Origin of the sequence: Sphingobium sp. 3R8 (assembly GCF_020166615.1) — a bacterium.
Classification (GTDB): Bacteria; Pseudomonadota; Alphaproteobacteria; order Sphingomonadales; family Sphingomonadaceae; genus Sphingobium; species Sphingobium bisphenolicum.
The window spans coordinates 1-21758 of sequence record NZ_JAIQXR010000036.1 but is presented as its reverse complement, the minus strand read 5'-3'; the positions used below and the strand labels follow the sequence as shown (position 1 = coordinate 21758).

Annotated in this window: 19 protein-coding genes; 8 read left to right on the top strand and 11 right to left on the bottom strand. The window is 63.2% G+C overall.

The window, feature by feature from the left end:
• Positions 1-110 precede the first annotated feature (110 nt).
• Both K9B33_RS22160 and K9B33_RS22155 read left to right on the top strand, forming a co-directional pair.
• Complete coding sequence (locus tag K9B33_RS22160; RefSeq protein WP_224551285.1) at positions 111-464, top strand: YbaN family protein; 354 nt, start codon at positions 111-113, stop codon at positions 462-464.
• Between the two features lie 70 nt (positions 465-534).
• Positions 535-843 carry a YdeI/OmpD-associated family protein gene (locus K9B33_RS22155; RefSeq protein WP_224551284.1) on the top strand — a complete coding sequence of 103 codons (309 nt, stop codon included), beginning with the start codon at positions 535-537 and terminating at the stop codon, positions 841-843.
• A 302-nt stretch (positions 844-1145) separates the two neighbouring features.
• On the opposite strand, the gene K9B33_RS22150 is transcribed toward K9B33_RS22155, so the two are convergent.
• Positions 1146-2369, bottom strand: a complete 1224-nt coding sequence (locus K9B33_RS22150) for a polyhydroxyalkanoate depolymerase (protein ID WP_224551283.1) — start codon at positions 2367-2369, stop codon at positions 1146-1148.
• Positions 2370-2496: 127 nt separating this feature from the next.
• On the opposite strand from K9B33_RS22150, the gene K9B33_RS22145 reads away from it, so the two are divergent.
• Positions 2497-3153: a glutathione S-transferase gene (locus tag K9B33_RS22145; protein ID WP_224551282.1), complete on the top strand. Its 657-nt coding sequence runs from the start codon at positions 2497-2499 to the stop codon at positions 3151-3153.
• Positions 3154-3194: 41 nt separating this feature from the next.
• Positions 3195-4847, top strand: coding sequence for a M28 family metallopeptidase (locus K9B33_RS22140; RefSeq protein ID WP_224551281.1), 1653 nt, complete (start codon positions 3195-3197; stop codon positions 4845-4847).
• A gap of 44 nt (positions 4848-4891) precedes the next feature.
• Here the strand turns inward: K9B33_RS22140 and K9B33_RS22135 are convergent, their stop codons facing one another.
• Complete coding sequence (locus tag K9B33_RS22135) at positions 4892-6250, bottom strand: glycoside hydrolase family 27 protein (protein ID WP_224551280.1); 1359 nt, start codon at positions 6248-6250, stop codon at positions 4892-4894.
• Positions 6251-6293: 43 nt separating this feature from the next.
• Positions 6294-6995 carry a glutamine amidotransferase gene (locus tag K9B33_RS22130; protein WP_224551279.1) on the bottom strand — a complete coding sequence of 234 codons (702 nt, stop codon included), beginning with the start codon at positions 6993-6995 and terminating at the stop codon, positions 6294-6296.
• A gap of 112 nt (positions 6996-7107) precedes the next feature.
• Between K9B33_RS22130 and K9B33_RS22125 the strand changes: the two genes are divergently transcribed.
• A complete protein-coding gene (locus K9B33_RS22125; RefSeq protein WP_224551278.1) occupies positions 7108-9435 on the top strand; it encodes a GH92 family glycosyl hydrolase in 2328 nt (775 codons plus the stop codon).
• The gene (locus K9B33_RS22120; protein ID WP_224551277.1) at positions 9432-9770 is read left to right on the top strand and encodes a low molecular weight protein tyrosine phosphatase family protein; all 339 of its coding nucleotides are present in this window, start codon (positions 9432-9434) and stop codon (positions 9768-9770) included. The genes K9B33_RS22125 and K9B33_RS22120 overlap by 4 nt, the downstream gene beginning before the upstream one ends.
• Here the strand turns inward: K9B33_RS22120 and K9B33_RS22115 are convergent.
• From K9B33_RS22115 to K9B33_RS22085, 7 genes are all read right to left on the bottom strand, one after another.
• Complete coding sequence (locus K9B33_RS22115; RefSeq protein ID WP_224551276.1) at positions 9765-10427, bottom strand: cyclase family protein; 663 nt, start codon at positions 10425-10427, stop codon at positions 9765-9767. The two genes, K9B33_RS22120 and K9B33_RS22115, sit on opposite strands and share 6 nt — an antisense overlap.
• Positions 10424-10678 (bottom strand): CBU_0592 family membrane protein, encoded by a 255-nt coding sequence (locus K9B33_RS22110; RefSeq protein ID WP_224551275.1) that lies wholly within the window; start codon positions 10676-10678, stop codon positions 10424-10426. Before K9B33_RS22110 ends, K9B33_RS22115 begins: the two co-directional genes overlap by 4 nt.
• 72 nt (positions 10679-10750) lie before the next feature.
• Entirely contained in the window at positions 10751-13420 is a 2670-nt protein-coding gene (gene acnA, locus K9B33_RS22105; RefSeq protein ID WP_224551274.1) for an aconitate hydratase AcnA, read from the bottom strand.
• 648 nt (positions 13421-14068) lie between these two features.
• Complete coding sequence (locus K9B33_RS22100) at positions 14069-16834, bottom strand: bifunctional aconitate hydratase 2/2-methylisocitrate dehydratase (RefSeq protein WP_224551273.1); 2766 nt, start codon at positions 16832-16834, stop codon at positions 14069-14071.
• Between the two features lie 217 nt (positions 16835-17051).
• Entirely contained in the window at positions 17052-18809 is a 1758-nt protein-coding gene (locus K9B33_RS22095) for a DUF885 domain-containing protein (RefSeq protein WP_224551272.1), read from the bottom strand.
• 53 nt (positions 18810-18862) lie between these two features.
• Complete coding sequence (locus K9B33_RS22090; protein ID WP_224551271.1) at positions 18863-19066, bottom strand: DUF5818 domain-containing protein; 204 nt, start codon at positions 19064-19066, stop codon at positions 18863-18865.
• 4 nt (positions 19067-19070) lie between these two features.
• A complete protein-coding gene (locus tag K9B33_RS22085; RefSeq protein ID WP_224551270.1) occupies positions 19071-19256 on the bottom strand; it encodes a DUF1328 family protein in 186 nt (61 codons plus the stop codon).
• Between the two features lie 175 nt (positions 19257-19431).
• On the opposite strand from K9B33_RS22085, the gene K9B33_RS22080 reads away from it, so the two are divergent.
• Positions 19432-19881 carry a ferritin-like domain-containing protein gene (locus K9B33_RS22080; protein WP_224551269.1) on the top strand — a complete coding sequence of 150 codons (450 nt, stop codon included), beginning with the start codon at positions 19432-19434 and terminating at the stop codon, positions 19879-19881.
• 3 nt (positions 19882-19884) lie between these two features.
• On the opposite strand, the gene K9B33_RS22075 is transcribed toward K9B33_RS22080, so the two are convergent.
• Positions 19885-20883 (bottom strand): 2-hydroxyacid dehydrogenase, encoded by a 999-nt coding sequence (locus tag K9B33_RS22075; RefSeq protein ID WP_224551268.1) that lies wholly within the window; start codon positions 20881-20883, stop codon positions 19885-19887.
• Between the two features lie 140 nt (positions 20884-21023).
• Here K9B33_RS22075 and K9B33_RS22070 point away from each other — a divergent pair, with 140 nt between their 5' ends.
• Entirely contained in the window at positions 21024-21494 is a 471-nt protein-coding gene (locus K9B33_RS22070; protein ID WP_411974049.1) for an SH3 domain-containing protein, read from the top strand.
• Positions 21495-21758: the final 264 nt, after the last annotated feature.

The following is a 21758-nucleotide window of genomic DNA, read 5'->3' as shown; positions in this document are numbered from 1 at the left end:
TACCCGCCCTCCCCTGATTCTCACCCCACATCCACTTGCCATCCTACCCCGCAGCTGCGAAGCAATAGCAGCGAAGACCGACTATCCCGCTTCGCCCCGACAGGAGCATCATGCGGCGGCATCTCTATCTTATCGCAGGCTTCCTCTCGATCGGCCTCGGCACGATCGGCGCCTTCCTGCCACTGCTCCCCACCGTCCCTTTCATGATCCTCGCCGCCTTCTGCTTCGCCCGCTCCAGCCCGCGGCTCGAAGCGAAACTGCTCGACCACAAGCATTTCGGTCCGCATATCCGGCGCTGGCGGGAACGCGGCGCGATCAGTCGCAAGGGCAAGAAGGCCGCGCTCGCCGCCTTTGCCTTCAGCGTCGCCCTCGCGCTGATCTTCTCCCCCTTCCCCTGGTGTCTCGTCCCCGTCGCCGCCGCATTGATCGGGGGCACCTGGATCTGGACCCGACCGGAGGGCTGATACTGCCGCCCCGGCATGGACATTCATGCCTTTGACCACCAGAATGCGCAGGCATCGTGAGGAGGCATTGTTGGCACACGCATTCGCCCATGGCACGGTCCACGAAGCGGCCGAAGACCTGCAAGCCGCCCTGCGATCGGACCCACATATCCTGCACCTCTGGGAAGGGCTGACCCCGCTCGGCCGCAACGAGTTCATCTGCTGGGTGGACGATGCGAAACAGGCCAGGACCCGCCAGCGCCGCATCGAACGCACCCGCGAGGAACTGCTGGAGGGCAAGAAGCGCCCCTGCTGCTGGGCCGGCTGCATCCACCGCACCGACAAGGCGCCCGGCACATGGCAGCAGGCTGTCCTCATCGACAAGCAGAAGAAGGGCTGATCGGACGGCGGATTGTCAGGGTCGCCATCTACCCAGCCTGTCCTACATGTCGCCATATTGGTAAAAGCCGCTCGGCTCTTTCCCATCGTCGGCTCTTTTCCCCGTCCGCACCGCAGCGGCGCACGGTTCATGCAAATTCCCCATGCACGACATGCGCAACCTTAGCGAAGTTCCGGACGATCCATATCGACCGGACAGGACGAATATCGGCGCGCAACGCCGACCCAAGTCTATAAAATCATGAGATAATAAGCGCCGGCAACGCTACAGACCCCCGACGCGACAGCGGCCTCAGCCAGCCGTCAGTTCATCGCCAAAATCATGTTCCGCACCTGCGGATAGACCTGTTTTTCCCATTTGCTGCCCGAAAACACGCCATAATGGCCCACGCCAGGCTGCAAATGGTGGCGCTTGAGATGCGGGCGCAGACCGGTGCAGAGGCCATGGGCAGCCGACGTCTGGCCCACGGCGCAGACATCGTCCTTCTCGCCCTCGACCGTCAGCAGTGCGGTGTTACGGATCGCGCCCGGATCGACCTTGCGCCCGCGCACGGTCAGTTCGCCCTTGGACAGCAATGTCCGCTGAAACACCATGTCGACGGTTTCGAGGTAGAATTCCTTGGTCATGTCCAGGACCGCGAAATATTCCTCATAGAAGGTCTTGATGCGATCCGCCTCGACATCCTTGCCGTCGGCCAGCAACTGGTAGAGTTCGCGATGCGTCGCGCTGTGCCGTTCCATGTTCATCGACACGAAGGCCGACAGTTGCAGGAAGCCCGGATAGACTTCCCGACCGCGCCCGGCATAGCGGAACGGCACGACGGAGATCAGATTCTCCTCGAACCATTCGATCGGCTTTTCATTGGCCAGGTCGTTGACCACGGTCGGCGCGGCATTGGGGTCGATCGGCCCGCCCATCAGCGTCATCGACCGCGGCGTCGCCTTGTCCTTGTCCTCCGACATCAGCGCCACGGCGGCGAGCGCCGGCACGCAGGGCTGGCATACCGACACGAGATGCGCGCCCTCGCCCAGTTCCTGGAGAAAGCGGATCACATAGTCGACATAGTCGTCGAAACCGAAGCGCCCGGCCTCCAGCGGCACGTCGCGCGCATTCTTCCAGTCGGTGATGTAGACGTCATGGTCGCGGAGCAATGTTGCAACCGTGCTGCGCAACAAGGTCGAAAAATGACCCGACATCGGCGCCACCACCAGCACCCTCGGCTGCGCCGCCTCCACCTCGTCCTTGACGAAGTGCAGCAGGTCGCCGAACGGCAGGTCGAGCGCGATTTCCTCCCGCACCGATACCTCCGCATTGCCGCTGGTGACCGTGTCGATCGCATAGGCCGGGCGTTTATGGGTGAGCTTTGCACCCTGGAAGACGTCCATCATGGCGAACATACGCCGCGGCATCGCCCAATCGGCCACCGGCCCCATCTTGTCGCGCATGCCAAGTGCGATCTGCGCCCCGAAACGTGCTGGCGCCAGCATGTCGTTCCAGGCCTGATAACCACTGTAAAGCATGCGCATGATGAGGGTTGAGCCTTGTCCTGTGTCCGCGAACCGAATCGGTATTATCATGAAACGCTATACATGCTTTTTATGTTGCGCCGCATCATCATAAATGTGAGGCTGATCCAAAGCAGGAGGGTATGCCATGGCGGTCGCGGAACTCACTCTTTCCAGCAAGAACTACTCCTCCTGGTCGCTGCGCGGCTGGCTCTTATGCCGACTCGCCGGCTTGCGGGTGGTGGAAAGGACCATTGCGCTCGATGACCCCGAAAACCGCGCCGAACTGCTGCTCCTGTCCCCGTCCGTGCTGGTGCCGCGCCTGACGCATGAAGGGGCAAGCGTGTGGGACACGCTGGCGATTGCGGAATATCTGCACGAACTTTATCCCAATGTCGGCATGTATCCGGCCGACCGCATCGCCCGCGCCCATTGCCGGTCGGTATCGGGCGAAATCCATTCGGGCTTCGCCAATCTCCGCTCCGCCCTGCCGATGAACCTCAAGGTCCGCCACGCCCGCTTCCCCATCTTCTCCGGCGCCAAGCCCGACATCGAGCGGATCGAGGCGATCTGGGCCGAATGTCTGGACGGTTATGGCGGCCCCTGGCTGTTCGGCAAGGAACCGACCGTCGCCGACGCCATGTTCGCGCCGGTGGCCCAGCGCTTCCTGACCTATGCCGTGCCGCTTTCGCACGCGTCCGCCGCCTATTGCCAGACGATCAACGGCTGGCCGCTGATGCGCGAATGGATCGAGGATGCACGCAACGAGCCGGACGAAATGGTCGAACTCGAAATCGAATTCTAAACGCCCTTTCGCCCATCGCCGCAGCGGGTTAGATCGGCGCGATGATCACACGCACCCTCGCCCTGGCCCTTGGCCTCGCCACCCTGTCCTTCCCCGCCCATGCCCAGACCGACCCCAGGCGGCTGGAACAATCCGTCCGCACCCTCGCCTCCGATCTGTTCGAAGGCCGCGCGCCCGGCACCGTGGGTGAGGAACGGACGATCGGCTATATCGTCGCCCGCTTCGAACAGCTCGGGCTGGAACCCGGTGGTCCTGACGGCCAGTGGGTGCAGACCGTGCCCCTGCTCCATACCCGTCTCGGCCAGCCGGAAGGCCTGTCGATCGCGCAAAATGGCGCCACCACGCCGTGGAGCTTCGGCAAGCAAGTCTATCTCTCGACGCTTCAGCCCAAGGACAAGGTCGCCGTCGCCAACGCGCCGCTGGTGTTCGTGGGCTATGGCGTGTCCGCGCCCGAACGCGGCTGGGACGATTTCAAGGGCGTGGACCTGAAGGGCAAGGTCGCCGTCTTCCTGATCAACGACCCGGATTTCGAGGCGGCCAAGGGCGAAGACCCGTTCGGCAAGTTCGGCGGCAAGACCATGACCTATTATGGCCGCTGGACCTACAAGTTCGAGGAAGCCGCCCGCCACGGCGCGATCGGCGCGCTGATCGTCCACGACACGCCAGGCGCGGGCTATGGCTGGAACGTAGTGGTCAGCCCCGGCGGCGAAAATTACGACCTCGTCCGCCCCGCCGACAAGCTGACCAGCCTGCAAGTCCAGGGCTGGGTCGAGGGTGAAGCCGCCAGGGCGCTGTTCGCCAGCGCGGGCCTCGATCTGGTCGCGCTGCGCAAGCAGGCGCGTTCCGCTAGGTTCAAGCCCGTGGAATTGAAGGGCGCGACCTTTTCCGCCGCCTTCCCGGTGACCCAGGAAGTCGTGCGGAGCGCGAACATCCTGGCCCGCATCCCCGGTGCAAAACGCCCCGACGAAACCGTGATGTATGGCGCGCATTGGGACGCCTATGGCAAGGGCGCGCCGGACGCGCAGGGCCGCATTTACCGCGCCGGCGCCAATGACGATGCGCTGGGCATGGCCGGCCTGTTCGAGATCGCCCGTGCCTTCAAGGCGGCGCCCGCCCCCGACCGCTCTATCGTGTTCGCCGCCTGGACCGCGGAAGAACGCGGGCTTCTGGGGTCCGAACATTATGCCCAGAACCCACTCTATCCGATCGACAGGACGGTCGCGAACCTCACCATCGACGTGCTCCAGACCGCTGGCAAGGCAAAGGACGTGATCCTGATCGGCAAGGGACAGAATGGCCTTGAGGATGATCTGGCGAAATTCGCCGCCAAGCAGGGCCGCGTCATTACGCAGGAAAGCCTGCCCGAACGCGGCCTCTTCTACCGCGCCGACCATTTCTCCATGGCCAAGCGCGGCGTCCCCGTGCTGCTAATGATGGGCCTCGCCGGCGCATCCGACATGGTGGAGGGCGGCCGCGCAGCCGGTCAGGCCTGGATCGATGCCTATACCGGCCAATGCTATCATCAGGCCTGCGACGCGGTGGACGACACATGGAAGTTGGAGGGCGCCGCGCAGGATATCGACCTGATGTACGACATCGGCCGCGACCTCGCCTTCTCGGCCCGCTGGCCCGAATGGAAGCCCGGCTCCGAATTCAAGGCGATCCGCGACAAGAGCGCGGCGGCGCGGAAGTAACCCAACCTGCTCCCCTCCCTTGCGGGGAGGGGCTTTTCCGGGGTTTAGCTCAACCGATACAGGCCTGCCCCATGCGGCGGCAGCATCGCGGACACCCGCTCCGCCTGCTGCCCCAGCGCCTTGCCCGCCCACAAGTCGCGCACCGCAACCGGACCATCAATCCCCAAGTCGCGCAATCTGATCCCGACCTCACGCGGCTTGTCGCCGGTGTTGAACAGGGCCAGATAACGCCCCTTCCCATCCTCCGGCATGGCGGACCAGGCGCGCACTCCATCCTCCACGAGATGCGGGCAATTGCCCTGGCTCGCCTGATTGACGGCCAGCACCTCGCTATTGGTCAGCAGCGCCAGCGTGGCCGCGTCCAGATGCCGCAAGTCGCCACCCATGATAAGCGGCGAGCGCGCAATCGCCCATAGCGTCATCAGCGTCTTCTGCTCGTCGGGCGTAAAGCGCGTATTACGTTCCCCCAGCGCCAGCCGGCCGAGCGGCAGCATGTCCGCATCCGGCCAGCTACCCGGCCCGCGATAGGGCGTCCAATTCTCCAGCCGGGTAAACTGCGCCTCCAGCATCGGCCATTCGTCCCAGAAATCATCGGAAATCCGCCACATCTGCGCATATTTTCGCACATGGTCGCCCCGGATCACGGGGGTTTCCCCCGGCGAAAGGCTCAGGATGATCGGCCGCCCCGTCGCCATGATCGCCTTATGCGCTGCCTCGATCTCCGGCGCATGAGCGTCATAGGGGCGGCTCATATCGTCCATCTTGACGAAATCGACGCCCCACTCGGCATAGAGGTGGAAGATGCTGTCATAATAGGCCTGTGCACCCGGCCGCGTCATGTCGACGCCGTACATATCCGGGTTCCAGGAGCAGACACTCGATATGTCGGCGACGTCCTTCGCGCGATAGCGCGTGCCAAGGATGGGCAGGTTCGCCGCCACCGCCGCGCGCGGAATGCCACGCATGACATGGATGCCGAATTGCAGGCCCAGATCATGGACCGCCTTGGCCAGCATGGCGAAGCCCTTGCCACCGGCGCTGGAAGGGAAACGATTGGGCGCCGGGATCATCCGGCCATAGGCGTCCATCGCCGGCCTCGGCCTGGCGTTATAGGTGTAGCTCGACGCTTCAGGCTCATACCATTGAATGTCGACGGTGAAGATATCATAGCCGAACGACAGGAGCTTTTCCGCCATGATCGCGGCGGTCTCGCGCGCCTGCGCTTCGGTGATGGTGGTAGCGAAGCTGTTCCAGCTATTCCACCCCATGGGCGGCCGGGGCACCAGCACGCGCTGGCCCGTCTCGGCCGCACCCGCTGTCCGAACCACACTTGCCGCCGCCATTCCCGCCGCGCCGGCCACGAACAGATCGCGACGGCTCGGTTCCCAATTTTTCCTCTTCATTTGTCGGAGTTAATAGCAAGACCGCGACAAGATCAAGCCGCAACTAGGCGTCTATCCCCGCCAGCCATTCGCCGATCATCGCCCTGCCTGCGGCCACCGCGATCGGGCCGTGCAGGTCATGATCTTCGCGCAGCGCGATGCCGCATTGCTGGGCCACGTCGAGGTCGGCCCAGAAATGGGTCAGCCAATCCTCAAAACGCGGGTCTTCGCCCATCTCCGCATGAAATTGCAGCGCCAGCACATTGGACCCGCGCCGGAACGCCTGATGCGCATATTTGCCGGTCGATGCCAGCAACTCGACATTATCAGGCAGGTCGAACGTGTCGCTATGCCAATGCAGCACTGGCACATCCACGATATGGCGCAACGGCGACTCTGCGCCCGCACGGTTCACGCTGACCGGCGCGAAGCCCAGTTCCATATGCCCGCCCGGATAGACAGGCGCACCCAGGGCGGCGGCGATCATCTGGCTGCCCAGGCACACGCCCAAAGTCGGACGGTCGGCCGCCAGTCGCGCCGCCAGCTTTTCGATCTGCATCGATATCCAGGGATGGACGTCCGTTTCATAGACGCCCATCGGCCCACCCATCATGATCAGCAGTTCGGGATCGCACAGGTCGACATCCGCGAAGTCGGGGCTGGCGACATCGATCCGGTCGATATGATAGCCGGCCGCCTCGATCGGTTGCAGGTAGCCTGCGGCGCCTTCGCGCGGCACATGACGGACGATCAATGCTCTCTTCATTATTCCCTGTGCTAACCACCCCCAGGGCGCGACGCCAGCCCAGCCTTTCTTGGGCAGCGAAAATTGCGGCTATCGGCTTGGCCGCACGGAGCAGCCGTGATCTAACCCCAATATGACCCTGCCCCGCCTCGCCCGCCCGCTCTTTCTCGCCAGCCTGTTCGCCGGGTCCGCCCTTCCGGCCCAGACTGCGCAGCCGCCCGCGCCTTCGCCCGTTGACGCGGTCGATCCCTTCATCGGCACGTCGGGCGAAGGCCATAGCTTCCCCGGTGCGGTCGCCCCTTTCGGCATGGTCCAGCTCTCGCCCGACACCCATGTCGGGCCGGCGCGGCAAACCTATAATTGGGCGGCGGGCTACCGCCATGAAGACCCGACGATCCTCGGCTTCTCCCACACCCATTTCTCCGGCGCGGGGCATAGCGACCTGGGCGATGTCCTGGTGATGCCGGTCGCGGGCGAAACGGTGCCGCTGGAGGCAGGAACGCCCGACAGGCCCGGCTATCGTTCGCGAAAGGCGGACGAAGTCGCCTCTCCCGGCTATTATGCCGTCACCCTGAGCGATCCGGGCGTCCGCGCGGAAATGACGACCGGCACCCGCGTCGGCATCCACCGCTACGCCTTCCCGTCGGGCAAGGCCGCGCATCTGGTGCTCGATCTGCGCTCCATCATCTATGATTATCCCGGCAAGATCCTCTGGTCCTCCATCCGTATCCGCCCCGACGGCACGATCACCGGGTCGCGCGAGGTGCGCGGCTGGGCGACGCCACGCCGTATCTTCTTCGCCATCCGCTTCTCCGCGCCGCTGACCGGCCATCAGTTCGTCACCACAGAAAAGGATATCCTCTATAAGGGCTTCAAAGGGCCGGGCCGCGGCCCGGAAACGCTCGATTCCCTCTCCGGCCGCGCCTTGGTGGCGCAACTCGACTTCGGCGCGCTGGCCAAGCCGCTGGAAGTGAAGGTCGCGCTGTCAGGCGTGGACGAGGATGGCGCGATCGCCAACCTCGCCAGCGAGCCGGGCGATTTCGACGCGATCCGGGCCAGTACGCGCGCCGCCTGGGCCGATGCACTGGGCGTGGTGAAGATCGATGCCCCCGCACCGATGCGCACCAATGTCTACACCGCCCTCTATCACAGCCTGATGGCGCCCGGCGTCTGGGGCGACGTCGACGGGCGCTGGCGCGGGCCGGACGATCAGGTCCATGCCGCGTCCGGCTTCACCATGCATTCCACCTTCTCGCTATGGGATACGTTCCGCGCCGAGCATCCGCTGCTGACGCTGATCCAGCCCGAGGCGAAAAATGCCGATTTCGTCAACTCGCTGATCGCCAGCCAGCAGACCAGCCCCTTCGGCATCCTCCCCGTCTGGCAATTCGCCGGCAAGGAAACCTGGACGATGATCGGCTATCACGCCGTGCCGGTGATCGCCGATGCGTGTCTGAAAGGGATCACAGGGATCGACTGCGCCACCGCGCTCAAAGCCATGGTCGCCAGCGCCGACTATGCCCCCTATGGCGGCCTTGGCGACTATATGAAGCTGGGCTATGTGCCGATCGACCGCGAACCCGAAGCGGCGTCCAAGACGGTCGAATATGCCTATGACGACTGGACCATCGCCCGCCTCGCCCGCCAGTTGGGCGACGGCGCGACGGCTGCCCGGTTCGGAAAGCGGGCCCGGAACTGGCGCAATAGCTTCGACGCGAAAACCGGCTTCCTCCGCGCGAGGCTGGCCGACGGCAGCTTCCGCACGCCTTTCGATCCGACCGCGATCAACTATGGCAGCGACTATACGGAGGGCAATGCCTGGCAATATAGCTGGTTCATGCCGCAGGATCAGGGCGGCCTGTTCCGTCTGCTGGGCGGCGACGCAAAATCCGTCGCGAAGCTGGACGCCATGTTCGATTACGACAATAGCAGGATCGATTATAGCCATGCCGAGGATATTGCCGGCCTGATCGGCCAATATATCCATGGCAACGAACCCAGCCACCATGTCGCCTATCTCTACAGCTATGCGGGGCAACCCTGGCGCACGCAGGAACGGCTCAAGCAAATCGTGGACAGCCAGTATAAGCCGACCCCAGATGGTCTGGCGGGCAATGACGACCTCGGCCAGATGTCCGCCTGGCTCGTCTTCACCGCCTTGGGCTTCTATCCGGTCGCGCCGGGCAGCAACGAATATGTGATCGGGCGGCCCTTCGTGGAGCGGGCGGAGATGCAGGTCGGCGACAAGCGGTTCACGGTGCTAGCCGATGGCCTGTCCGACACCAACCGCTATATCGGCAAGGTGACGCTGAACGGCCAGCCGCTGGAGCGCAGCTATATTACAGACGCGGAGATTCGGGCCGGCGGCGAACTGCGCTTCACCATGCAGGCAACACCGAACAAGAGATGGGCGACCGGCGCGAAGGCACGCCCCTATTCGATGACGGGTTACGGGCCGTGACGCAGACAGAAAGACATTATCTCTTCATCTGTAGCCAGAACCGGCTTCGTAGTCCGACCGCCGAGCAGATTTTCGCCGATCACCCCGGCATCGAAACCCTGTCCGCGGGAACCAACCATGATGCGGAAACCCCGCTGGACGACGAAATGCTCCGGTGGGCCGACATTATCTTCGTCATGGAGAAGACCCACCGCAACAAGATCCAGAAGCGTTTTCGTTCCGCATTGAACGGCACGCGGATAGTCTGCCTCGACATCCCCGACGATTATGAGTTTATGGACCCGCAATTGATCGCCCTGCTACAAGCAAGAATGGCCCGCTTTCTGCCACTATAAGGAAGCAAAGGCCCGCACCGGAAACGTCCCCATGCCCACCACCTTGGGCGGCACGGCGGTAAAGGCGAAGCCATCCTCCGGCAGCGCGCCGAGATTGGTCATATGCTCACAGATCAGTACGCCTGCGCCCAGCAGTTCGCGATGCACCGGGCGGCCGGTGCCGGGGCGGGTATCGTCGATATTATGGCTGTCGATACCCACCAGCTTCGCGCCGCGCTCCACCAGCAGCCGCGCCGCCGCCTCGGTCAGGAAGGGATGCTCCTCGAAATAGGTCGGCATGCGCCAGTGCCGGTCCCAACCGGTGTGGACCAGCACCGCCCGTCCCGCCACGTCGATCCCGTCCAGATCGGCCGCGTCCGTCGCCAGCCCCACCGCCTCGAACGGCCGCCGCACGACGATGGCGGGCAGGCTCGCCAGCCGGTCGAGATCCAGCATCGACAAGTCGTCGCCCTCCTGAAACCGATGGAAGGGCGCATCCAGATAGGTTCCCGTGTTAGACACCATATCGATCCGCCCCATCTGGAAGGCGCTACCATCGGCATAGTTGGCGCGCGACTGGTCGCGGGTCCAATAATCGCAGATATGCGGCGCGGCGACGCCCTTATAGGTCTGCATCCCATGTTCGATAGCATGGCTGAGGTCGATGAAGCGGGTCATGAGCGGGACATTCTCCGGCGTCCGATGCGCCATAGGGTGACGAAGCCGACGACGCTCCAGATTATGTTGAGCACCATCGATGGAAAGGCGCCATGCCACCAGGTGTTGAGGACGAACAGGGTGGCGCCGACCGCATTCAGCCACTGGAAGGTCGCCGATCCGCCCGACAGTCGCCCGGTCGACACGCCGACATAGGCGGCCAGCACCAGCAGCGCGCCGGTCCAGCCGATGATTTCCACGAACAGCGCCACATCCGCCCCCAGAGAAAAGGGCTCCTCCCGTCTGGGAGAAGCCCTCCTGCCTTACTCCAGCGGATCAGCCGATCAAGCGGCCAGCTTGCGCAGCACATATTGGAGGATGCCGCCGTTCAGGAAATATTCCAGTTCGTTGACGGTATCGATCCGGCACAACGCGGTGAAGGTGAAGGTCGAGCCGTCGGCGCGCTTCACGATCACGTCCACGTCCTGGCGGGGCTTCAAACCCGCGACATTCTGGATGGTGAAGGTTTCATCGCCGGTGAAACCGAATAAGTCCTTGTTCTCGCCATTCTTGAACTGCAGCGGCAGCACGCCCATGCCGACCAGGTTCGAACGGTGGATACGCTCAAAGCTTTCGACGATCACCGAGCGGACGCCCAGCAGGTTCGTGCCCTTGGCCGCCCAGTCACGCGACGATCCGGTGCCATATTCCTTGCCGCCGATGACCACGAGCGGGGTGCCGTCGGCCTTGTGCTTCATCGCCGCATCGTAGATCGGCATGACGTCGCCGTCATAGCGGGTCATGCCGCCCTCGACGCCGTCCAGCATCAGATTCTTGATGCGGATATTGGCGAAGGTGCCGCGCATCATGACCTCATGATGGCCGCGCCGCGAACCATAGCTGTTATAGTCGGCCTGCGCGACCTGATGCTCGCTCAGCCACTTGCCCGCGGGCGAGGTCGCCTTGATTGATCCGGCCGGCGAGATGTGGTCGGTCGTGATGGAATCGCCGAAGATCGCCAGCGGCTTTGCTTCGATGATGTCGGTGACCGGCGCCGGAGTCATGGTCAGCCCTTCGAAATAGGGCGGGTTGGCGACATAGGTCGAACCGGCGCGCCATTTGTAGGTATCGCTGCCAGTAACGTCGATCGCCTGCCAATGTTCGTCGCCCTTGTAGACATTGGCATAGCGCGCCTGGAACATCGGACGATCCATACAGCCTGCGATGGTCGATGCGACCTCATCATTGGTCGGCCAGATATCCCTGAGATACACATCCCGACCGCTGGCGCCCTGACCGATCGGCGTAGTCAGGAAATCCTCGATCACCGTCCCCTTGAGAGCGTAGGCAACCACCAGCGGCGGGCTGGCGAGGAAGTTGGCGCGCACGTCGGGCGACACGCGGCCTTCGAAGTTGCGGTTGCCGGAGATGACGGCGGCGGCCACCAGGCCGTTTTCATTGATCGCCCTGCTGATCGGTTCAGCCAGCGGGCCGCTATTGCCGATGCAGGTGGTGCAGCCATAACCGACGAGGTTGAAGCCGATCGCGTCCAGATGCTCCTGAAGGCCAGCCTTGTTGAAATAGTCCGTGACGACCTGCGAACCGGGGGCGAGCGACGTCTTGACCCAGGGCTTGGGCTTGAGGCCCAGTTCGTTCGCCTTCTTGGCGACCAGGCCGGCAGCGATCATGACGCTGGGGTTCGACGTGTTGGTGCAGCTGGTGATGGCTGCAATGGTGACGTCGCCATCGCCAATGTCGAAATCCTTGCCATCGACCGGTACGCGCTGCTGCGTCTTCTTGTAGGTGTTGACCAGATCGGCGTTGAACACGTCATCCACGTCCGGCAGAGCGACGCGGTCCTGCGGGCGCTTGGGGCCGGCAAGGCTGGGGACGACCGTGGACAGGTCCAATTCCAGCGTGTCGGTGAAGACCGGTTCGATGGCCGGATCGATCCAGAAGCCCTGCTCCTTGGCATAGGCTTCGACCAGCGCGATATTTTCGTCGGTGCGGCCGGTCAGGCGCATATAATCCAGCGTTTTGTCGTCGATACCGAAGAAGCCGCAAGTCGCGCCATATTCCGGCGCCATATTGGCCAGCGTCGCACGATCGGCGAGCGACAGGGTGGCAAGGCCGGGACCGAAATATTCCACGAAGCGACCGACGACGCCGCGCGCACGCAGCATCTGGGTGCAGGTCAGGACAAGATCGGTGGCGGTCACGCCTTCCCTCAGATTGCCGGTGAATTTGAAGCCGACGACTTCGGGGATCAGCATGGAAACGGGCTGGCCCAGCATCGCCGCTTCCGCCTCGATGCCGCCCACGCCCCAGCCCAGCACGCCCAGGCCGTTGATCATCGTGGTGTGGCTGTCGGTGCCGACGCAGGTGTCGGGATAGGCGACGGTGGTACCGTCGACATCGACCGAGGACCATACGGCCTGCGCGATATTCTCCAGATTGACCTGATGGCAGATGCCGGTGCCGGGCGGCACGGCATAGAAGTTGGCCAGGCTCTTGCTGCCCCACTTCAGAAAGTCGTAGCGCTCCATATTGCGCTGATATTCGATTTCCACATTCTGCTCGAACGCCTTGGGCGTGCCGAACTCGTCGACCATGACGCTATGGTCGATGACCAGATGGACGGGCACCTGCGGGTTGATCTTGCTCGCATCCGCGCCCAGCGCGTTCATGGCGTCGCGCATCGCGGCGAGGTCAACCACACAGGGAACGCCCGTGAAGTCCTGCAGCAGCACCCGCGCCGGACGATATTGGATCTCACGCTCGGCCTTGCCCTTGTCATTCTGCCAGTCGACGATCGCCTGAATATCGTCGGTGGTGACGGTGACTCCATCCTCGAAGCGAAGCAGATTCTCCAGCAGCACCTTCATCGAGAAAGGGAGGCGCGAAACATCTCCAAGCTTGGCCGCCGCTTTCTTGAGCGAATAATAGGCAATGTCCTTGCCGTCGACGCTCAGCGTGTCGCGGGTGCCCAGAGTATCCTGTCCGATGGCGGTCATAAGATGTGCGTCTCCTCGCATGGCCCGGCCAGAGGATGGCGCGTTTCCACCAGAGGCTCGCCGATCGGCGACGAAAAAACCGCACGGCAAGGTGGCAGGGATGCGCCCCAACCCGTGGTCGAAGCAGGTATGTCCCAATGCTGCAGCGCCATATCATTTGCAGGGGTCAAGTCAAATGGCGACGCAGCCTGAGCCCCCTATGTAGGGATATGTTTCGCCCCTTTAAACGTTGCATCGGCAGAAAAGGGGAGACAGTCATGGACGCATGTCTTTTGCCAGCCGAATCGGCAATTATTGCTATCAATCCGCAATATTATCAGGGTCGAAAAACACCCTGCCCCGACTGTGGCGGCATGCAGTGGATCGTCGGTCGCGTCGTCGCGGAATGCGCTTATTGCGACACGCCCCTGCCCCTTGCTGCATCGCAGCATCGCACATGGCTCGGCGGCTTTTCCTGACGTCGCTTGCGCAGATCACTTGCCTACCTCCTTCCCGTTCATGCTGAGTAGAGGCTGAGCGAAGTCGAAGCCTCGTATCGAAGCGTGCGCCACTCCGATGAGCCACAAACGACAAGGCCGCCGCCGCATTTTCCCTTAAAGGGAAAATGCGGCGGCGGCCTTGTCACGGGAGGGCCTTAGCCCCCTTCGATCAGTGCGCGGCGGACGGCGCGAACTTGGTCAGGTCGATGCCCGTAACAGCGCTCTTATACTCGTCCATGTTCGGCGTGCGGCCCAGGATGGTCGACAGCACTACGACCGGGGTCGAGGCGAGCAGCGATTCCCCCTTCTTGTTGGCGGTGTCTTCCACGACGCGGCCCTGGAACAGGCGGGTCGAAGTGGCGAGGACGGTATCGCCCTTCGCGGCCTTTTCCTGATTGCCCATGCACAGGTTGCAGCCCGGACGCTCCAGATACAGCATATTCTCATATTCGGTGCGCGCGGCGGTCTTGGGCGCCACGTCGTCGAATTCGAATCCGGCATATTTCTTGAGCACGTCCCAATCGCCTTCGGCCTTGAGCTCGTCGACGATATTATAGGTCGGCGGGGCGACGACCAGCGGCGCCTTGAACTCGACCTTGCCCTGCGTCGCTTCGATATTCTTGAGCATCTGCGCAAGGATCTTCATGTCGCCCTTATGCACCATGCACGACCCGATGAAGCCCAGGTCGACCTTCTTCGTGCCGCCATAATAGGAGACGGGGCGGATCGTGTCGTGGGTATAGCGCTTCGACACATCGGCATTGTTGACGTCCGGGTCGGCGATCATCGGTTCGTCGATCAGATCCAGATCGACCACGACTTCGGCGAAATATTTCGCATTGGCGTCCGGCGTCAACGCGGGCTTCTCGCCCGAGCGGATTTCGGCGATGCGCTTGTCAGCCAGGGCGATCAGGCCCTTTAACGTGCAGGCCGCATTTTCCATGCCCTTGTCGATCATGATCTGGATGCGCGACTTGGCGATTTCCAACGACTCGATCAGAGTCGCGTCTTCGGAAATGCAGATCGACGCCTTGGCCTTCATTTCGGCCGTCCAGTCGGTAAAGGTGAAGGCCTGGTCGGCCAGCAGTGTGCCGATATGGACTTCGATGATGCGGCCCTGGAACACATTCTCGCCTCCGAACTGGTGCAGCATCTGCGCCTGCGTCGCGTGGACGACGTCGCGGAAATCCATATAGGGCTGCATCTTGCCCTTGAACGTGACCTTGACCGACTGCGGGATCGGCATGGTCGCTTCGCCGGTGGCCAGCGCCAGCGCCACCGTGCCGGAGTCCGCGCCGAACGCCACGCCCTTCGACATGCGGGTATGACTGTCGCCGCCGATGATGATCGCCCAGTCGTCCACGGTGATGTCGTTCAGCACCTTGTGGATGACGTCGGTCATCGCATGATAGACGCCCTTGGGGTCGCGCGCGGTGATGAGGCCGAAATTGTTCATGAAGCTCATCAGCTTGGGGATGTTGGCCTGCGCCTTCTTGTCCCAGACCGATGCCGTGTGGCAGCCCGACTGATAGGCGCCGTCGACCAGCGGCGAGATGACGGTGGCCGCCATCGCTTCCAGTTCCTGCGCGGTCATCAGACCTGTGGTGTCCTGCGAACCGACGATGTTCACGGTGACGCGCACGTCCGAACCGGCGTGCAGCAGTTTGCCCGGTGCGACGCCGACGGCATTGCGGTTGAAGATTTTCTCCACCGCGGTCAGGCCCTGGCCCTCGACCGAGATTTCCTTGTTCGGCGCGAAGACCGCCGGCGCTTCGACGCCCAGCGTCTCGGCGGCAAAGGTTTGGAGCTTCTTGCCGAAGACGATGGCGTAGCTGCTGCCCGCCTTCATGAATTCCATCTTCTGCGGCGTGAACGCGGCGGCGACGTCGGCCAGTTCCTTGCCGGCCTCATCGGTCAGCTTCTTGTTCTTGACGTCGATCTTCAGCACCGTACCGGTCGCGACCGAGAAGGCCTCTTCCAGCACCGGATTGCCATCATTGTTCAGGATCGCCTTGCCGTCCGGGCCGGTCATCTTGACCCAGTTCTTCAGATTGAGGCCAATGCCCCCGGTCACGTCCACCGTGGTCGCGAAGATCGGCGAAATGCCGTTGGTGCCCGCGACGACCGGCGCATAGTTGACGAAGGGCACATAGGGGCTCTGCTGCTTGCCGGCCCACAGCGCCACATTGTTGACGCCCGACATGCGCGACGACCCCACGCCCATCGTGCCCTTTTCGGCGATCAGCATCACGCGCTTGTCGGGATGCTGTGCCTTCAACGCCACGATCTGCTGCTGCGCCTCCGGCGTCATCATGCACAGGCCGTGCAACTCACGGTCGGACCGCGAATGCGCCTGGTTGCCCGGCGACAGAAGATCGGTCGAGATATCCCCTTCGCCCGCGATGAAGGTCACGACCTTGATCTCGTCCTCGACATCGGGGAGTTTGGTGAAGAATTCGGCCTTGGCGTAGCTTTCCAGCACGTCCTTCGCTACGGCGTTGCCCGCCGCATAGGCGTCGCGCAAGCGGAACATGTCGGCGTCATACAGGAAGAATTGGGTCTTGAGCACCTCGCCGGCCTGAACGGCGAGCTTGGCGTCATCCCCCAGCGCGATGTCGAGCAGCACGGCGATCGAGGGGCCACCCTTCATGTGGCTGAGCAGTTCAAAGGCGAACGCCACCGTGATTTCCGGGACGATCGCCTGTCCCTGGACAATCTGCTTAAGGAACGCCGCCTTGACGGCCGCCGCGCTCGTGGTGCCGGGCAGCGTGTTGTAGATGAAGAATTTCAGCGCGTCGGCGCGATATTCGCTGCCTATATCCTGGATCAGGCCGATAATCTCTTTGACGAGCGCGCCGTCGTCGATCGGCTTGGGCGCAAGTCCCTGAGTCTTTCGGCTGTCGATTTCGGCCAGATAATCCAGGTAAATGCTCATCTCGTTCCCAACGTCATAAAGTGCACGGAGTCGACGCGCAGCGCCACTTGCCGACTTTTATGCCCGGTCTGGGAGCTGACGCGGCCCCGGTACGTCAAGAGACGCAAGTTGGCAAGCCGCCGCGGCGCGGCAAAATATTGGCACCAGCTACGCCAATCGGCCTAAAACTGCGGCCTTTCAAATTACTCCGAGTAAAGCATGGACTTAAGTAGTATGGCTATGCTTTGGCCTTTTCCGTCGCGATCCATCCGTCGATCTGGCTTTCCAGCACGGTCAGCGGCACCGCGCCCTGCGCCAGCACCGCGTCATGGAATCGGCGCAAGTCGAATTTCGGCCCCAGCGCCGCCTCCGCCTTAGCCCGCAATTCGCGAATCCTGATCTCGCCCAGCTTGTAGCCCAGCGCCTGCCCCGGCCAGCTGATATAGCGATTGACCTCTGCATCGATATTCGCGTCGGACAAGGCGCTGTTGGTCTTCATGAACGCGACCGCCCTGGCCTTGTCCCAGCCCTTGGCGTGGATGCCGGTATCCACCACAAGCCGGCACGCACGCCACATCTCGTAGGACAGGCGTCCCATCATCTTCTCGGGCGTGTCGTACAGGCCCATCTCCTCGCCCAGATATTCGGTGTAGAGCGCCCAGCCCTCCACATAGGCTGTGAAACCGGCGAGATATTTGCGGAAAGGCGGCAGCGGTAATTCCTGCTGCAACGCGATTTGGTTGTGATGGCCCGGCACCGCCTCATGAGCGGTCAGGGCAGGCAGTTCCCAATAGGGACGCTGATCGAGCTTCGAGGTGTTGACCCAATAGGTGCCGGAAATGCCGCTCTCCGGCGCGCCGGGACCGTAATAGGCGGTGGTCGTGCCTTCCGCCTCCGCCGCAGGGATGGCTTTAAGCCCATAGGGCAGACGCGGCAGCGTGCCGAAATAGCGCGGCAGCAGGCCGTCGATCATCTTGGCCTGCCGCGCCGCGACGCGCAGCAACTCTTCCGGCGTCTTGGCATAATAGCTGGGATCGGTCCGCAGGTGCCGGATATAGGCGGCGCGGCTGGGATAGCCGGCCTTGACCGCGATCTCGTCCATCCGTTTGCCGATCCGCGCTACTTCATCCAGCCCGATCTGGTGAATCTGATCCGGCGTCAGATCGGTCGTCGTATGCGCCTTCACACGGGCCGCATACCAGGCCGGCCCACCCGGCAGCGCCGACGCGCTGTCGCTCTTGCGGCAATGGGGCAAATATTCCTGCACGAACAGATCATGCCATTTGCGGTATTCGGGCGTGATGACGTCGCGGATGACCGCCACCGCCCTCGCCTGCATCGCGCTCCAGTCTGCCTCGCTCAGGTCGCGCGGCCTGGCGCGCTTGAACGGCTCGAAAAAGCGCGTCTCCTCCGGCTTGCCCGCGACGATGCCGCTGATCGTGTCCGCATAATTTTGCAGCACCGAACAGGGCTGAACATAGCCGCCCTTGATCGCCTGCCGCGTAATGGCCAAGGCGTCGCCATTCTGCCTGGGATAGAGCGCCAAACGCTTGAGATAGCTGTCATAATCGGCGCGATTGTAGAAAGGCAGGCCGTCCGCCATGCCGGAAAAGCCCTGATGCCAGCCATAATAGGTGGTGAAGAGCATCAGCCGCTCTGCGGGATGCGTGTCGCCTTCGATATCATCGCGCAACATCCATAGCAGTACATCCCGATTGACTTTATCGGCTGCATCCAGTTGCTCGACGGGTACGCCTTCCAATCGGGCGACGAAGCCGCGTTCCGCCCTGATCTGCCCATCCCGCGCCGCGAGCGAGATATCATAGATGCGATCGTCATAATCGCGCACGCCGCGCGCGGTCGCCTCGACCGGATGGGTGGACAGATACCAGCGCCAATGGTCGTCCATGACCTTTGCAAGGTCGTCATGGGGCGTTTGCGCCTGCGCCAGAGCGGGCGCGGCGAGGGTGAGCATCAGAGATAGAAACTTGCGCATGGACGCAATTATTCGCGCGTCCGAATGGTTTTGGCAAGGGGGCGACGCGGCAATCAGGCCGCAGCCACGCCCTCCGCCTCGACGATGCCGTCCCCGGCATAATAGCCCTGCACGCGCACCCGCTTTTCCACATGATCGATAGGTACGCGCAACAGGACGAGGCGATAGCTGCCGCCCAGATCACGCTGAAGCAGAAAACCGGCGTCGTCGCGCAGCAATCTGCCGGTTTCATTCACGCCAGCGCCAATCTGTGTCATCGCTTCAGTCTATCGCGTCCTTGATGCCCTTGCCAGCCAATAGTCCGAGCACGAGGAACAGCACGAACACGGCGAGGGCGATGAAGAACAGGATCTTGGCGATGCCGACGAAGGCGCCAGCGGCGCCGCCGAAGCCGAGCAAGGCCAGCACGGCCGCAATGGCGAGGGAGATGATGGCCAGCTTGAGCATGGGACGTCCTTTCGTTTCGTATCCGGTCTATGCCAGCATAAACCGACGGCGAGGACGCTTGTTCCGCCCGTTCGCAACTATGGATAATGCAGGATTAAGGTTCATTCTCAGACAGTTGCATGAACCATCGCGTCCGTTTGACCGTTCTTCCCCCGCCGTATCAAAGGAGAAGGCGATGTCGAACAATCATGCCATCAGCAAGCTGGACGACCTGATCACCACCCTGATCGATAGCGTGAAAGGCTATGAACATAGTGCCGACAAGGTGAAATCGGACGCGTTCCAGACCCTGTTCCGCGATCTGGCAGCCGAGCGCGCCAAGGCGGTCGACCTGCTACAGACGCGCAGCCGGGCGCTGGGCGGCAAGCCCAATGGCTTCGGCTCCGTCGCCGGCACCGTGCATCGGCGAATGGAGGACATCTTCGTTGCGCTGGGCGGCGGCGGCAAGGCGGTGATCCAGGCGATCGACCGTGGCGAGGATTATCTGCGCGAAGAGTTTGAGCGCGTGCTCAAGGACGAGGCGATCGACGCGGAGACGCAGGATGTCGTGCGCCGGGCTCACGAATCGGTGGCGCATGGCCATCTGGTGGTGAACGGGCTCAAGGACCAGCTCGCCACGGCTTAAGCGTCAGACCCAGCCTTCCAGCACCTGGTTGGGCGGCCTGTGGCCATCGACCCAGGTGCGGATGTTGGCGATGACCCGCGCGCCTGTCGCGTCGCGGCCCTCGAAGGTCGCGGAGCCCATATGCGGCAGCAGGACGACGTTGGCCAGCGCCAGCAGCCGCGGATCGACCGCCGGCTCATGGGTGTAGACGTCGAAGCCCGCGCCGGCGATCCGCCCTTCGTCCAGCGCCGCGATCAGCGCCTGTTCGTCGGTGATTTCCGCGCGCGAGGTGTTGATGAGATAGGCGTGCGGCGGCATCAGCGCGATCCGCCGCGCGTCGATCACGCCGCGGCTGTCGGCGTTGAGCGGGCAATGGATCGATATTATGTCGCTCGCGCTCAGCAGCGCATCCAGATCGCCATGCCATTCCGCCTCCAGCTCCTGCTCCACTTCGAAGGGCAGGCGATGGCGGTTGTGATAGGCGATCGACAGGCCGAAGGCGCGGGCGCGGCGGGCGACGGCGCGACCGATCCGGCCCATGCCGATGATGCCCAGCTTCTTGCCGCCGATGCGGTGGCCCAGCATTCCCGACGGGCTCCAGCCGCGCCATTCACCGGTACGGACCAGCTTTTCCCCTTCGGCTAGGCGGCGCGGCACCGACAGGATCAGCGCCATCGTCATGTCGGCGGTATCCTCGGTCAGCACGCCGGGCGTGTTGGTGACGATGATCCCCTTCGCCCGTGCGGCCGGCAGGTCGATATGATCGACCCCGCTGCCGAAGCTGGCGATCAGTTGCAGCCGATCCGGCGCGGCCGCCAGCAGCGCGGCGTCGATCTGGTCGCTGATGCAGGGCACCAGCACGTCGCACTGAGCCATGGCGCGGGCGAGATCGGTGCGGTTCATCGCGACATCGCCGACATTGAAGCTGGCGTCGAACAATTCGGCCATGCGCGCCTCCACATTGGGCGGCAGGCGGCGCGTGACGATGACGCGCGGCTTTGCGGGACGCTGCTTCTTGGCCATGGCAATGCCGCTATGCCTGCCCGCGTCGCCGGTCAAGCGGATATGGCGACTGGCGACGCAACCGGCGACATCAACGCTTGTCGGGGCGGGCCGGCAGGGCGTATGGGAAGGCGATGGGCGACATGGGGTTCAGGTCTGGAATGAAGTGTCTTTTGCTGGGCGCCGCTTTGGTCGCGGCCTTGACGGTAACGGGCGCGGCGCTGGCCGGGCCGAGCAAGCCGGTCCCCTATTGGGCGTCGCTGTCGCAGGACGAAGCGCGGATGCGCGTCGGGCCGAGCCTGGATTACCCGTCCAACTGGATCTACCGCCGCCGCGACCTGCCGGTGAAGGTGGTGCAGGTGCTGGGCCTGTGGCGCAAAGTGGAAGACCCCGACGGCGCGCAGGGCTGGATGCATGTCCGCCTGCTGAGCGATACGCCGACCGCGATCGTCCGGTCCGAAGTCGCGCCGCTGCGCGAATCGCCGCGCGATGGCGCGCGGGCGCTGTTCCGGGCGGAACGCGGCGTGGTCGGGCGGCTGGGCGATTGTTCGGGCGGCTGGTGCAATTTCGACGCCAAGGGCCAGCGCGGCTATGTGAAGGCCAGCGACGTGTGGGGCGCTACCGGCAGCTAGGGTCCAGCCCTGGAGATGCGCTTTGCGGTGTGATTTTCCGGGCTTTCGGATGGAACCTGTTCGCTTAAATCTTTGCGATTTCAACGGGTTAGTCGCAGAACTTCTCTAACCTCTCGCATATCGCGCATGAGAGTCGCGCTTGGCGCCGGATCGACGCAGCCGCGCGACTGCGTGGAAAGGGAATGTGCGGACGATGACAAGGAGCCGAGGGGCGAATGTGGCATGGCGGCGCTGTGTAGGACAGGGGATTGGCAGCAAAGGGTG